This window comes from Streptomyces sp. NPDC004065, assembly GCF_044903565.1.
Classification (GTDB): domain Bacteria; phylum Actinomycetota; class Actinomycetes; order Streptomycetales; family Streptomycetaceae; genus Streptomyces.
The window spans coordinates 113043-127433 of sequence record NZ_JBJDQT010000004.1 but is presented as its reverse complement, the minus strand read 5'-3'; the positions used below and the strand labels follow the sequence as shown (position 1 = coordinate 127433).

Annotated in this window: 6 protein-coding genes; 3 read left to right on the top strand and 3 right to left on the bottom strand. The window is 76.3% G+C overall.

Annotated elements, in window-relative coordinates; genetic code table 11:
* The first annotated feature begins 1023 nt into the window (after window positions 1–1023).
* Window positions 1024–3417 (top strand): heavy metal translocating P-type ATPase, encoded by a 2394-nt coding sequence (locus ACI2LW_RS07900; protein WP_404730408.1) that lies wholly within the window; start codon window positions 1024–1026, stop codon window positions 3415–3417.
* Window positions 3418–3517: 100 nt separating this feature from the next.
* Here ACI2LW_RS07900 and ACI2LW_RS07895 read toward each other — a convergent pair whose 3' ends face one another.
* The 3 genes from ACI2LW_RS07895 to ACI2LW_RS07885 all read right to left on the bottom strand — a co-directional run bounded on the left by ACI2LW_RS07895 (window position 3518) and on the right by ACI2LW_RS07885 (window position 7418).
* Complete coding sequence (locus ACI2LW_RS07895; RefSeq protein WP_404730289.1) at window positions 3518–3829, bottom strand: SHOCT domain-containing protein; 312 nt, start codon at window positions 3827–3829, stop codon at window positions 3518–3520.
* A 318-nt stretch (window positions 3830–4147) separates the two neighbouring features.
* Window positions 4148–6535 carry a glycoside hydrolase family 65 protein gene (locus ACI2LW_RS07890; RefSeq protein WP_404730288.1) on the bottom strand — a complete coding sequence of 796 codons (2388 nt, stop codon included), beginning with the start codon at window positions 6533–6535 and terminating at the stop codon, window positions 4148–4150.
* 7 nt (window positions 6536–6542) lie between these two features.
* On the bottom strand, window positions 6543–7418 hold the full coding sequence (locus ACI2LW_RS07885; protein ID WP_404730287.1) for a universal stress protein: 876 nt from the start codon (window positions 7416–7418) through the stop codon (window positions 6543–6545).
* Between the two features lie 178 nt (window positions 7419–7596).
* Between ACI2LW_RS07885 and ACI2LW_RS07880 the strand changes: the two genes are divergently transcribed.
* Together ACI2LW_RS07880 and adhE are read left to right on the top strand one after the other, a co-directional pair.
* Window positions 7597–10308: a GNAT family N-acetyltransferase gene (locus ACI2LW_RS07880; RefSeq protein WP_404730286.1), complete on the top strand. Its 2712-nt coding sequence runs from the start codon at window positions 7597–7599 to the stop codon at window positions 10306–10308.
* Between the two features lie 870 nt (window positions 10309–11178).
* Entirely contained in the window at window positions 11179–14055 is a 2877-nt protein-coding gene (gene adhE, locus ACI2LW_RS07875; protein WP_404730285.1) for a bifunctional acetaldehyde-CoA/alcohol dehydrogenase, read from the top strand.
* Window positions 14056–14391: the final 336 nt, after the last annotated feature.

The following is a 14391-nucleotide window of genomic DNA, read 5'->3' as shown; positions in this document are numbered from 1 at the left end:
GGCGCGCGCCATCCGGGCATGACGCGCGCGTCCCGTCACGTCCGCCCTCCCGGCACGCCCGCCGTCCCGGCTTGCGCGCCGTCCGGCCTGGCGCGGGAAGTCAACAGCCCTCGCGGGGAGTTCGCGGCCGCGCAAGACGCCCGCGGCCCTCGCGGGGAGGCGCGGCCCGCGCGGGGAACTCGCGAGCCGCGCGGGGAATTCGCCAGCCGCACGGGGGATTCGCGAGCCGCCGCACGGCGTGCCCGCGCAGCCGGGCGGGCCCGCGGCGGCCCGCCGCCGCACGGCGGCGGAGTGCCGGTGCACGAGCCGTGGTGTCGTCGTCGCAACGACAGCGACGGCCGCGGTAGGCCGCCCCCGCGAACGACACGACGACCCCGCCCTCCGGGGCCCCGCCTGGTCGCGCCGGGTCCCGTAAGTCCGTTCCCCACCGGATCCGTTCCGGACCGACCGCGTGCGGCACCGTTCAGCCGGGGGTCCGGCCCAGCCCCGGGCCGTGCGGTCCAGCCGAGTCCGACCCGGCTCACCGGGTCCGCTCCCGGCCGTCCGCGTGCCGCGCGGAACCGGGTCAGGTCCGGTCCGCTCAGCCGGGCCGTGCGGTCCAGCCGGGTCCGGCCCGGTTCAACGAGTGCGCCCCGGACCGCCCGTGTGCCGCGCGTAACGGGGCGCGGTCCGGTCAGCCGCGTGCCGTGCCGCGGCTCAGCCCGCGCCCCTTGCGGGCCACCGCATGCCGTGCGATCAACCGCCGTCGTGCGGTTCGCGCAGGACCGCTCCTGGACAGCCATGTCCGGGAGCGGTCCAGGCGGGTCCGGTTCGGGCCCGTTCGCCGGCCGCTCCCGGTCGTAGGGACCGCACGGGCCCCGACGGGTGCCGTCCGGCCCTGGTACCGGCGGGCCGGACGCCGGACGCTGGAGGGACGAGCGCCGAGACGGGAGGAGTGACATGCGTCGCGTCACCCGGGCACGCGGAACACCCCGAGCGCACCGGCCGGCCCCCGCGCCGGTGGACGATACGACGGCCGCCGTGATGGCCACGACTGCCGAGGCCCCCGAAGCCGCCGAGGCCCCCGAAGCCGCCGAAGCCGCCGAGGCCCCCGAGGCCGAAACGGGCGCGGCGGCGGGAACCCGCCTCACCCGGCTCGAGCCGGCCCTGCTGGCCGTCACCGCCGCCGCCCTCGTGGCCGGGGGCGTGGCGTGGCTGCTCGGCCACGGCGACGTGGCCGACCTGTGCTGGGCGCTGGGCACCGTCGCCGCCGTCGGGCCCTCCCTGGGCTGGGTGCTCGGCGCGCTGCGGCACGGCCGCGCGGGCGTCGACCTGATCGCGGTCCTCGCGCTCGGCGGCACCCTGGCGGTCGGCGAGTACCTCGCCGGCGCCCTGATCGCCCTCATGCTGGCCACCGGCCGCACCCTGGAGGCGGCGGCCCAGCGGCGGGCCTCACACGACCTGCGCGCCCTGCTGGAGCACGCGCCCCGCACCGCCCGCAAACGCACCGGCGCCGGCACCGGCGGCGCCGTGCGTACGGTGCCGCTCGCCGAGGTGCGCCCCGGCGACCTGCTCGTCGTGGGTCCCGGCGAGGTGGTCCCGGTCGACGGGACGGTGGTGGGCGCCGCGGCCGTGCTGGACGAGTCGGTGCTCACCGGCGAGTCGGCGCCGGTCGAGCGGGCGCCCGGGCAGTCCGTGCGCAGCGGTGTCGTCAACGCGGGCGGCGCCTTCGACCTGCGGGCCACCGCGACCGAACGGGACAGCACCTACGCCGGGATCGTCCGGCTGGCCCGGCAGGCGGGCGCGGAGTCGGCCCCCGTGGTCCGGCTGGCCGACCGCTACGCGGCCTGGTTCCTGCCCCTGTCGCTGGCGGTCGCGGGGGCGGCCTGGCTGGCCGGCGGCTCGGCGGTGCGGGCGGTGGCGGTGCTGGTGGTCGCCACGCCGTGCCCGCTGCTGCTCGCCGCGCCGGTCGCGATCGTCTCGGGACTGTCCCGCGCCTCCCGGCTCGGTGTGGTCGTCCGGGACGGCGGCGGCCTGGAGAACCTCGGCCGGGCCAGGACCCTGCTGCTCGACAAGACCGGCACCCTCACCGGCGGGCGCCCGCGCGTGGAGGACGTGACGGCGGCGCCCGGGCGGCAGCCCGCCGAGGTGCTGCGGCTGGCGGCCGGTGTCGACCAGTACTCGCCGCACGTGCTGGCACACGCCATCGTCGAGGCCGCCCGCGAGCGCGGCCTGGAACCGGTGGCGGCCACGGAGGTCTCCGAGCAGGCCGGCCGGGGCGCCCGCGCCGTCGTCGACGGCCGGGTCACGGCCGTCGGCCGGCTGGAGCCGGGCACCCCGGTCCCGGACTGGGCGCGGGCCGCGGAGAACCGGGCGCTGCTGGACGGCGCGGCCGTCGCCTGGGTGACCGTGGAGGGCGTGCCCGTCGGCGCGGTCCTGCTGCGCGACCCGCTGCGCCCCGACGCGCCCCGCACCCTGCGCCGGCTGCGCGCGGCCGGCATCGAGCGCATCGTGATGCTCACCGGCGACCGGCCCGAGCCGGCCCGCGAGATCGCCGCCGTGCTCGGCCTCGACGAGGTACGGGCCGAGCTCTCGCCCGCCGGCAAGGTGGCCGCCGTCCACGCCGAGCGCGAGCGGGCGGTCACCGTCATGGTCGGCGACGGCGTCAACGACGCCCCCGCGCTGGCCGCCGCCGACGTGGGCGTGGCGATGGGGGCGCGCGGTTCCACCGCCTCCTCGGAGGCCGCGGACGTGGTCCTCACCACCGACCGGGTGGACCGGCTGGCCGACGCCGTCGCGATCGCCGTACGGGCGCGCCGTATCGCCGTGCAGAGCGCGCTGGGCGGGATGCTGCTGTCGCTCGCGGCCATGGGCGTGGCCGCCGTGGGACTGCTGCCCCCGGCCCTGGGCGCGCTGCTGCAGGAGGGGATCGACGTCGCGGTGATCCTCAACGCGCTGCGCGCCCTGCGCGTCGACCGGGCGGCCCGGCCGGCCCTGGAGCCGGCCACCGAGGCCCTGATCCACCGCTTCGCCGCCGAGCACGACGACCTCCAGGACGTGCTGCAGGCCGTGCGGGACGCGGCCGCCCGGCTGACCGAGGACGGCGGCGAGCAGGCCCTGGACTCGGTGCGCGAGGTGCACCGGCTGCTCACCGAGCGGCTGCTGCCGCACGAGTACGCGGAGGAGCACCAGCTGTATCCGGCGCTCGGCCGCACGCTGGGCGGCCCGGAGGCGACCGCCACCATGAGCCGGGCGCACGCCGAGATCGACCGGCTCGCCCGCCGCGTCGCCACCCACCTGGCACTGGCCGAGGACGGCGGAGGCGCCCTGGCGCCGGAGCAGCTGGAGGACCTGCGGGCGTGCCTGTACGGCCTGCACACCGTGCTGCGGCTGCACTTCACCCAGGAGGAGGAGAACTACTTCTCGCTCGCGCCGTGACGTGCCGGGGCAGGCGGCCCCGCCGTGCACGGCCCCCTATGAGTGGGCGGGGCCGGGACGCCGCACCCGGCGCCCCGGCCCCGCCCGTCCCGTCGGCGTCTCATCCCGAGCCGCTGAGCGGACGGTCCCGGGTCTCCTGGTGGTCCCGGGTCTCCTGACGCAGTACGGCCAGCCGGCGCCGGTACTCCTCCTCGTCGACCTCCCCGCGGGCGAACCGCTCGGCGAGCAGCTGCTCGGGAGTGGGGCGCCGGACGGGGTCGTACGGCTGCCCGGCGGCGGGGCCGGAGCCGCGGTTCAGGGCGCGGAAGAGGAGCACGCCGGCGGTGATCAGCACGGCCCAGAACAGGACCGTGCCCAGGGACATGGCGAACCAGCCCCAGCCGTTCATGCCGTGCGGGTACCAGTACATCATCGGGTCAACTCCTCCGGTGGGTCGTCCGGCCCGCCGTCGCCGGGCCCTTCCCCGGCCGGGGCGGGCGGTGCCGGTCGCGGGCCTCCCCGTCCCCAGGGTCGCGCCGTCCGGCGCGCCCGGGCAGGGGCTCCCGGCCCCCTTCGCGGGCCGACCGGCCCGCCCGCCCACCGGGTGCGGACCGCCGCCCGGGCGCGGACCGCCGCCCGGGCGCGGACCGCCGCCCGGGCGCGGACCGCCGCCCGGACGCGGACCGCTGTCCGGGCGTCGGCCCACGCCTGCGGTCGGCACCAGCGTCGGCACCCGCCCCGCCGCCCGCGGTCACTCCAGCAGCACGAGCCGGCAGGTCTCCCCCGGGCGGACGGAGACGGACCGGTCGGGCAGGCGGACGTCGATCGGGGAGCGGTCGGAGGGCGGCACGGCGATCTCCACACGGCCGTGCTCCAGCCGCAGCCGGACGCCCCAGTGGCCGCGGTAGCGCAGGATGAAGCCGTACGAGGACAGCTCCGGCAGCGGCACGGGGTCCAGCCACAGCGCGTCCTCGCGGGTCTCCAGGCCGGTCAGCCCGCGCTGGACCAGGTCGAGGGTGCCGGCCATGGCGCCGAGGTGGATGCCCTCGCCGGTGGTGCCGCCCTGGAGGTCGGCGATGTCGCCGCGCAGCGCCTCCTGGACGAAGGCCCAGGCGCCGGCCCGGCGGGCACGGGCCAGCACCCAGCCGTGCACCAGGCCGCTGAGCGTGGAGCCGTGGCTGGTGCGGGCGAGGTAGTAGTCGACGGTGCGCAGCCAGGTCTCGTCGTCCAGGCGGTAGCCGAGCCGCGCGAAGAGCGCGGCGAGCTCGGAGGGCGCGAAGAGGTAGCCGAGCATGAGCGCGTCGGCCTGTTTGGACGCCTTGTAGCGGTTGACGGTGTCGCCCTCGGCCTCCAGGATCCGGTCCAGGCGGCGGATGTCGCCGTAGCGCTCGCGGTAGCCGGCCCAGTCCAGTTCGGCCAGCTCCGCGTAGCCCTCGAACTGACTGATCACGCCGTCGTGGAAGGGGACGTACAGGGTGCGGGAGACGTCCTGCCACTGTTCGAGCTCGCCGCCGTCCAGGCCGGTGCGCTCGACGAGTTCGCGGCGGCGGGGCTCGGGCAGGGTGTCCAGGAGCTCCAGGGCGCGCAGGAGCACCCAGGCCGCCGTGACGTTGGTGTAGGCGTTGTCGTCCAGGCCCGGCCGGGTGGTGTCCGGGTAGGCGTCGTGGTACTCGTCGGGGCCCATCACGCCGCGGATGCGGTGGCGGCGCAGGTCCTCGTCCCAGGTGGCGGAGTCCGCCCAGAAGCGGGCGATCTCCACCAGCATCTCGGCGCCCCTGGTGTGCAGGAACTCCGCGTCGCCGCTCGCCTGGCAGTACTGCCACACGTTGTAGGCGATGGCCGAGCCGACGTGCCGCTGGAGGTGCGAGTGGTCGGGCAGCCAGCGCCCGGAGCGCGGGTTGAGGTGCAGCCGCTGGGTCTCCTCCCGGCCGTCGCTGCCGCTCTGCCACGGGTACATGGCGCCGCGCCGGCCGGCCGCGCGCGCCGCCGCGCGGGCCCGTTCCAGGCGCCGGTACCGGTAGCACAGCAGGGCGCGGGAGACCTCGGGGAAGTGCAGGTTCAGACCGGGCAGCACGAACAGTTCGTCCCAGAAGACGTGCCCCCGGTACGCCTCGCCGTGCAGGCCGCGCGCGGGCACCCCGACGTCCAGGTCGGCGGTGTGCGGGGAGAGGGTCTGCAGCACATGGAAGAGGTGCAGGCGCAGGATGCGGCCCGGCTCGCCGGGTACGTCGATGTCGGCGCGGCGCCACAGCTGGTCCCAGGCCGTCAGATGGGACTCCAGCAGTTCCTCGAAGCCGGGCGCCCCGGCGACCCGGTCGACGGCGGCGCACAGCGGGTCGCTGATGGCCGGGTCGCGGGAGGTGTGCACGGCGGCCGTCTTGTCGACGGTGACCGTGCGGCCGGGTTCCAGCACCGCCCGCAGCTCCTGCGCGGCGCGCGGGTGCTCGTGCCGGATCTCCACCGGACCGGTCCACTCGTCGCAGGTCAGGCGGGTGGCCATGGCGATCCGTAGGTCGGAGGTGCGGGTACGGCAGCGCAGCCACACGGTGTCCGGGGCGGCGGTGCCGGAGTGCACATGGGCGAGGTGCCGGCCGTCCAGGTCCCGGTAGCGCGCCACCCCGGAGTTGGTGACGCCGCCGTCGATCGCCGCCTCGATGTCCAGCCGGCCGGTGAAGCCCTCGGCGGTGAACTCGGTGCGCAGGGCGGCCAGGTGCGCGTCGGCCATGTGCACGATGCGCTGCTGACGCACGGTCAGTGCCCGCCCCTCGCCGAGGCCGTACCGGGTGCGGCGCTCCAGCAGCCCGGAGTCCAGGTGCAGGACCTGGCGGTGGGCGAGCACCGTCGCGGTGTCCGGGGTCAGCCAGGGGCCGTCCGGGAGGCGGAAGCGCAGCGGCAGCCAGTTGGGGACGTTGACCATCTCCTCGTTCTCGACCTGCCGGCCGGCCACACGCGAGACCAGCCGGTTGTAGCAGCCGGCCACATAGGTGCCGGGGTAGTGCACCTCGTCCGCGGCGCACTCCGGCAGCGCCCCGCGGGTGGCGAAGCAGCCGTTGCCGAGCGTGCACAGCGACTCCCTCAGCCGCTCCCGCGCGGGGTCGTAGCCGTCGTACTCCCAGGTCCCCGCCTTCTCCGCCCCCACCGCGCGCTCACACCCGCTGCGGTACGAGGGCCACCGGGCACTGGGCGTGGTGGAGCAGGGTGTGGGCCGTGCGGCCGAGCTGGAGGCCGAAGCGGCCGGTCCTGCGGTGGGCTCCGATGATCACGAGGTCGGCGGCGGCCGAGCGGTCCACCAGCACCTTGTGCGCCGGGCCCTCCACCGTCGCCCGGCGCACCCGTACCGCCGGATGCCGGGCCGTCTCCTCGCGCAGCAGCTCCTCCAGCAGGTCGGCGGCGCCCTGTTCGTGGGCGCGGGCCGGCTCGCCCTCGAGCGCCGGGTCGCCCTCGGTCTCGTGGGCGGGGCTGCGCCAGGCCCGTACGACATCCAGGACGCAGCCGCGCGCCTCGGCCTCACGGAAGGCGAACCGCACGGCCTCGGCACCGGTGTCGGACCGGCCGGCGCCGAGCAGGATGCGCTCGTGGGTGCCGGCCAGGCCCGCCTTGTCGCCGCGGACCACGACCACCGGGCAGCGCGCGCGGGCGGCCACGGCCAGGCCGGTGGAGCCGAGCAGCAGCCCCTTCAGCCCGCCGCGTCCGCGGCAGCCGGTGACCAGGAGGGAGGCGTCGTCCCCCTCGCGCAGCAGGGCGGACACCGCTTCCTCGGGGACGACGTCGGTGGTGACCTTCAGGTCCGGGTTGCGCCGCCGGACCCGTTCGGCCGCGGAGGCGACCACGTGTTCGGCCATCACCTGCTCGGAGGGGCGCTCCACCCTCCCCGACGGGACCGCGCCCTCGTAGCGCTCCCAGAGGGAGGCGTACACCAGCCGCAGCGGCAGTCCGTGCCGGGCGGCCTCGTCCGCCGCCCAGTCGACCGCCGTGAGGCTCGCGTCGGATCCGTCGACGCCCACGACCAGGGGCAGTTCCATCGCTCCACCGCCTTTCGCCGGGCCGCCACGTTGTGCGGCAACCGCGTTCCCACTGTCACCGTCGCACCGTTCACGGCGGCGCGCGAGGGCGGATCGGCCCCGTCCGGGGACGTTCGGCCCCCGCCGGTGCCCGCTCAGCCCCTGGGGCGGCGGGCGGGGCGGCGCGAGGGTGGTGGGCATGGCTCCGGAGGGAGAGCGCGCGATGTCCGACACCCAGCAGCAGCCGGTGCACGCCCTGCTGACCGACGGGACGACGGTACGCGTCCGGGCGGCGGGGCCCGGCGACCACGACGCCGTACTGCGGCTTTACGAACAGATGTCCGACGACAATCTGAGGCTGCGGTTCTTCTCCGTCAGCCGCACCTCCGCCCGGCAGGGCGCCGACCGGGTGGCCGGTCCGCCGCGGCCGGGTTACCGTGCCCTCGTGGCCGAGCACGCCGGCCGCCTGGTGGGCCTCGCCGAGTACGAGGCGGAGCCGAACGGCAGCACCGCGGACGTCGCCCTGGCGGTCGCCGACGACTGGCACCACCGCGGGGTGGCCACGCTGCTGCTGGAGCATCTCGCGGACGCCGCCCGCGGGGCCGGCGTCACCGCCTTCACCGCCGACGCCCTGGCCGAGAACCACGAGGTGCTGAAGGTCTTCCACGACCTCGGCCTGCGCGTGACCCGCCACTACGACGGGCCCGAGGTGCACTGCGTGGTCGAACTCGCCGAGGACGAGGACTACTTGCGCGCGGTGGACGCCCGCGCCCGGCTCGCCGGCACGGTCAGTCTGCGTCCGCTGCTGCGGCCCCGGGCGGTCGCCGTGATCGGCGCGGGCCGCCGGCCCGGCTCGGTCGGGCGGGCGATCCTGCGCAACATCCGCACCGGGTCCTTCACCGGCCGGGTGTTCGCCGTGCACCCGGAGGCGGCCTCGGTCTGCGGGGTGCGGGCGTTTCCGTCCGTGGCCGCGCTGCCGCGGGTGCCCGACCTCGCGGTCGTCGCCGTCCCGGCGGCCGCCGTGCCGGGTGTCGCCGAGGAGTGCGGGAAGGCCGGCGTGGGCGCTCTGCTGGTCGTCTCGGCGGGTCTGGACCCCCAGCAGGCGGCCGCCCTCATCGGCGCCTGCCGCCGCCACGGGATGCGCCTGGTGGGCCCCAACTGCCTGGGGCTGGCCAACACCGAGGACGCCGTACGGCTGGACGCCACCTTCGCCGCCCGGCACCCGGGGGCCGGCACCGCCGGGGTCGCCGTGCAGTCGGGCGGGGTCGGCATCGCGCTGCTGGACGGGCTGGCCCGCCTCGGCATCGGTGTGTCCACGTTCGTCTCGCTCGGCGACAAGTACGACGTCAGCGGCAACGACATGCTCCAGTGGTGGGAGGGCGACGGCCGCACCGGCCTGGCGCTGCTGCACCTGGAGTCCTTCGGCAACCCGCGCGCCTTCTCCCGCACCGCCCGCCGGGTGGCCCGGACGATGCCGGTGCTCACCGTGGACGCGGGCCGCTCGGAGGCCGGGCGCCGGGCCGCGGCCTCGCACACGGCGGCGGCCGCCACCCGCACCATGACCCGGCAGGCGCTGTTCACCCAGGCCGGTGTCACCGCCACCCGCACCATCGCGGAACTCCTGGACGCCGCCGCCCTGCTGCACACCCAGCCGCTGCCCGCCGGCACCCGGGTCGCGGTGGTCACCAACGCGGGCGGCGCGGGCGTACTGGCCGCCGACGCGTGCGCGGACGCGGAGCTGACCGTGCCGCCACTGCCGGCCGCCCTGGCCGACGAACTCCTCGCGCTGCTGCCCGAGGGCGCCACCGCCGCCAACCCGGTGGACGCCACCGCGGCCGTCGGCGAGGAGCAACTGCGCGCCTGCGTACGGCGGCTGGCCGCGCACGGGGCCGTCGACGCCGTCCTGGTCGTCCTCGTCCCCACGGCGGTCGCCCGGGCCACCGGCGAGGACCTGGTGCGGGCGCTCACCGACACCCCGGTCCCCCAGCCCCGGCCCGTCGTCGCGGTGCTGCCGGCACAGGCCGCCCGGGTGGAGCTGCTCGAGGCGCGCGAGTCGGGCAGGGTGCCCGCCTACTCCGACGCCGAGGACGCCGCGCGCGCCCTCGCCCACGCCGCCGCCCGCGCCCACTGGCTGGGGCAGCCCCCCGGCAGCGTGGCGCAATTGCCGGACGTCGACGCGGAACACGCCAAGGCGCTCGTCACCGCCTTCCTGGAAGAGCACCCGCGGGGCGCCTGGCTGGACCCGCGGACCACCGGCGAACTCCTCGCCTGCTACGGCATTCCGCAGATCGAGTGGGCCTGGGCGCGGGACGAGGACGAGGCCGTCGCGGCGGCCGAGCGGCTGGCCGGCCCGGACGGCCGCGTGGTGATGAAGGCGTACTGGCCGGGGCTGGTGCACAAGAGCGAGCAGCACGCCCTCCACCTCGACCTGCAGAACGCCTCCCAGGTCAGGGCCGCCCACCGGGACCTGGTCACCCGGTTCGGGGACCGGATGACCGGTGTGGTGCTCCAGCCGCTCGCCGAGCGCGGCACCGAGCTGTTCGCCGGGGTGGTGCAGGACGAGGTGTTCGGGCCGCTGGTGGTCTTCGGGCTCGGCGGCACGGCGACCGAGCTGCTCGCCGACCACGCGGGGCGGCTCGCGCCGCTGACCGACCGGGACGTGCGCGAGCTGATCACCTCGCCGCGCAGCTCGCCGCTCCTCTTCGGCTACGGCGGCACCCCGGCCGTCGACCTGGACGGCCTGGAGCAGTTGCTGCACCGGCTGTCGCGGATGGCGTGCGACCTGCCGCAGCTCGCCGAGGCCGACCTCAACCCGGTGCTGGCCGGCGCGCACGGCGTGCGGGCACTGGACGTACGGATCCGGCTCGAGCCCCGGCACCCCCACGACCCGTACCTGCGCCGACTGCGCTGACGGGCGAAGGGCGGTCCGCGAAGGGTCCTTCGATCAGGGGCCCTTCGGTGAAGGGTCCTTCGATCAGGGGCCCTTCGGTGAAGGGTCCTTCGATGAGGGGTCTTCCGGCGACCGGTCCTCGCGTGGCCGGTCCTCGCGTGGGCGGTCCTCGCGTGACCGGTCCTCGCGTGGGCGGCCCTCGCGCGGCCGGTCACCCGCGACGGGGGCCTCCGGTCACGATGACCGGGGCCCCGGTCCGCTGCCGGCGGGGAGCGCTGCCCGACCGGTCCTCCGGTCGCCGGGCCTACGGCGGCCGGTCCTACGGTCGCCGGGCCTACGGCGACGGGTCCTCTGTCTCCGGTGACGGGCGCCGGTCCTTCGCCGACGGGCCGACCGGCCCTTGCCCGGCTGGTGCTTCCGGGCCGGTCCGCTGCCGGTCCGCGGCCGCGCGGTCCTCCCGGCCCTCCGCCGCCGGACGGCCCCCGTCCGGCCTGCGCCGCGCGTCCCGATCCACGCCGCGGCAAGCGGCACCCCGGCCACGCCGGCCGGGGCCGTGCCGGAGCGCGGTGCCGCACCGGCCGGCACGGGTCCGTCCCGGGCCGTCGGGGCGCCCACCGGCCGTACGGCCCCGCGGAGACCCGCATCAGGTCGGCCGGGCCGGTCGGGCCGGCAGGTTCCCCGCCAACCCGCCGCGGGGCGCGGGGCGTTGCGGTCCGTGCGGCCCCGCTTCCGGGGCCGTTCGGGCTGCGGGCGGGACCTTCGGCGCCTGTCCGGGGCCCGGCGCGCACACGAGAGTGGAAGTCAGGGAGCGGCATCCCATCCCCCGTGGTGCCGCTCCCGCCCTCGCGCCGCCGTACGCGCACGGCGGCCCCGACCGTGGAGGCCCACCCCATGACCCGCAAGGCAGCCGGCACGAAGAACGCGGCCACCGCCGCATCGGCTCAGGCCGCACCCACCGAGTCCCCCGCGGTCGCCCGGCCCGCGAGCACCGGGTCCACCGCACCCACCACCGCCGGGCGCACCGTTCCTCCGCGGCCCGCCGCCGCCGGCGAGCCCGCGGCCACCGCTCCCGCGCACCCCGCCACCACCGCCGAGCCCGCCACCACCGCCGAGCCCGCCACCACCGCGGCCGGGGCGGCCGCGCAGGGCCGGGCGGTGGCGCCCACGGTGACCGCGATCGCCGTGGACCTGCTGGTCCGGGCGGGTCTCAAGGCGCTCGCCGACTACGAGGCCCTGACCCAGGAGCAGGTCGACCACATCGTCAAGAAGGCCTCGGTCGCCGCCCTGGACCAGCACACCGCGCTGGCCCGGCTGGCGGTGGAGGAGACCGGCCGCGGCGTGTTCGAGGACAAGGCCGCCAAGAACCTCTTCGCCTGCGAGCACGTCACGCACAGCATGGGCCCGATGAAGACCGTCGGGGTCATCGCCCGCGACGACATCGAGGACATGGTGGAGGTCGCCGAGCCGGTGGGCGTGATCTGCGCGGTGACGCCGGTGACCAACCCGACCTCGACCACCGTCTTCAAGGCGCTGATGGCGCTGAAGACCCGCAACCCGGTCGTGTTCGCCTTCCACCCCTCCGCTCAGCGCTGCAGCGCCGAGGCGGCCCGGATCGTGCGCGACGCCGCCGTGGCCGCGGGGGCGCCGGAGAACTGCGTGCAGTGGATCGAGTCCCCCTCGGTCGAGGCCACGCACACCCTGATGGAGCACCCCGGCGTCTCGCTGATCCTGGCCACCGGCGGCAACGCCATGGTCAAGGCCGCCTACTCGGCGGGCAAGCCCGCGCTGGGCGTGGGCGCCGGCAACGTGCCGGCCTACGTCCACCGCAGCGCGAAGCTGCGCCGGGCGGTCAACGACCTGGTGCTGTCGAAGTCGTTCGACAACGGCATGATCTGCGCCTCCGAACAGGCCGTCATCCTCGACGCGGAGATCTACGACGCGGCGCTGGAGGAGTTCCGCGCCCTGCACGCGTATGTGGCCACCGCCGAGGAGAAGGCGCTGCTGGAGTCCTTCCTCTTCCCCGCCACCGGCGGTTCGGGCGGGGGCTGCGAGCCCCGCGTCAACTCCGCGGCCGTCGGGCAGAGCCCGGCGTGGATCGCCGAGCGGGCCGGGTTCAGCGTGCCGGAGGAGACCTCGGTCATCCTGGTGGAGGCCGGGCGGGTCGGCCCGGACGAGCCGCTGACCCGGGAGAAGCTGTGCCCGGTGCTGGCCGTGCTGCGCGCCGGGGACGAGCGGCAGGGCTTCGACCTGGCCGCCGACATGGTGGCCTTCCACGGGCAGGGCCACAGCGCGGTCATCCACACCGGCGACCCGGAGCTGGCCGAGGCGTACGGGCGCCGGATGAAGACCGTCCGGATCATCGTCAACGCGCCCTCCTCGCAGGGCGCCATCGGCGGCATCTACAACAGCCTGCTCCCCTCGCTGACCCTGGGCTGCGGCTCGTGGGGCAGCACCTCGGTGTCCAACAACGTCTCCGCCGCCCAGCTGCTGAACGTCAAGCGGGTGGGTGTGCGGCGCAACAACCTCCAGTGGTTCAAGGTGCCGCCCAAGATCTACTTCGAGCCCCAGTCGATCCGCTACCTGCGGTCCATGCCGGACGTCCACCGGGTCACGCTGGTCACCGACGCGACCATGACCCGGCTCGGCTTCGTCGACCGGATCACCCGGGTGCTGCAGCGCCGGGCGGAGCCGGTGACGGTCCAGGTCATCGACAACGTCGAGCCGGAGCCCAGCATCGACTCGGTGCGGCGCGGGGCGCGGCTGATGGGCGACTTCCGCCCGGACACGATCATCGCGCTGGGCGGCGGCTCGCCCATGGACGCGGCGAAGGTGATGTGGCTGCTGTACGAGCAGCAGGTCGCGGGCCGGGACGTCGACTTCGCCGACATGCGGCAGAAGTTCTCCGACATCCGCAAGCGGGCCTTCCGCTTCCCGACGCTCGGGAAGGTCGCGCGCCTGGTGTGCGTCCCGACCACCTCGGGCACCGGCGCGGAGGTCACCCCGTTCGCGGTCATCTCGGACCCGGCCTCCGGCAAGAAGTACCCGCTGGCGGACTACGCGCTCACCCCGAGCGTGGCCATCGTCGACCCGCTGCTGACCGCGGCGCTGCCGCCCGCGCTGGCCGCCGACAGCGGCTTCGACGCGCTCACCCACGCCATCGAGGCGTACGTGTCCGTGTACGCCAACGACTTCACCGACGGCCTGGCCCTGCACGCGATCCGGCTGATCTTCCAGAACATCGAGGCGGCGGTGACCGACCGCGCCGGCCAGGAGGAGGCCCGGGAGAAGATGCACAACGCGGGCACCATCGCGGGCATGGCCTTCGGCAACGCGTTCCTCGGCATCGTGCACGCCATGTCGCACACGCTGGGGGCCACGTTCCACGTGGCGCACGGCCGCACCAACGCGATCCTGCTGCCGCACGTGATCCGCTACAACGGCACCGTGCCGGCGAAGCTCACCGGGTGGCCCAAGTACGAGCACTACCGTGCCCCCGAGCGCTTCCAGGACATCGCCCGCACGCTCGGACTGCCCGCGGACACCCCGCGGGAGGGCGTGGAGTCCCTCGCCCGGGCCGTGGAGCGGCTGCGCGACGCGGTGGGCATCGAGCCGTCGTTCCAGGCCGTGGGCGTCGACGAGCGGGCCTTCCTGGACGCGCTGCCCCAGCAGGCGCTCAACGCCTACGAGGACCAGTGCGCGCCGGCGAACCCGCGGATGCCGATGCTCGCCGACATGGAGGGCCTGATGCGGGCGGCGTACTACGGCTGAGGGACTGATGCGGGCGGCGTATTACGGCTGATGGCGTACCACGGCTGATCCACGGCTGATCGGCACCGCCCGTCGGCACCCCCGGCCGGGGGACGTCCACCGGCACCGCCCGGCCGGGGCCGAACGGCCCTGGCGCCCCGGCAGCGCGTGTGGTGTCCTTGAGGTGACGGGAAGGACTCCCGGAAAGACGCGGGGAAGCGGTTCCCCCGGCCGCGCACCGCGCAATCAGGATCCGCGAGAAGCGGATGGTCCTTCCCGTCCATTCGTGCTGTCCATTCATGCCCTGCCGCCCCCGGTCATGCCCTGCCGCCCCCGGTCATGCCCTGCCGCCCCCGG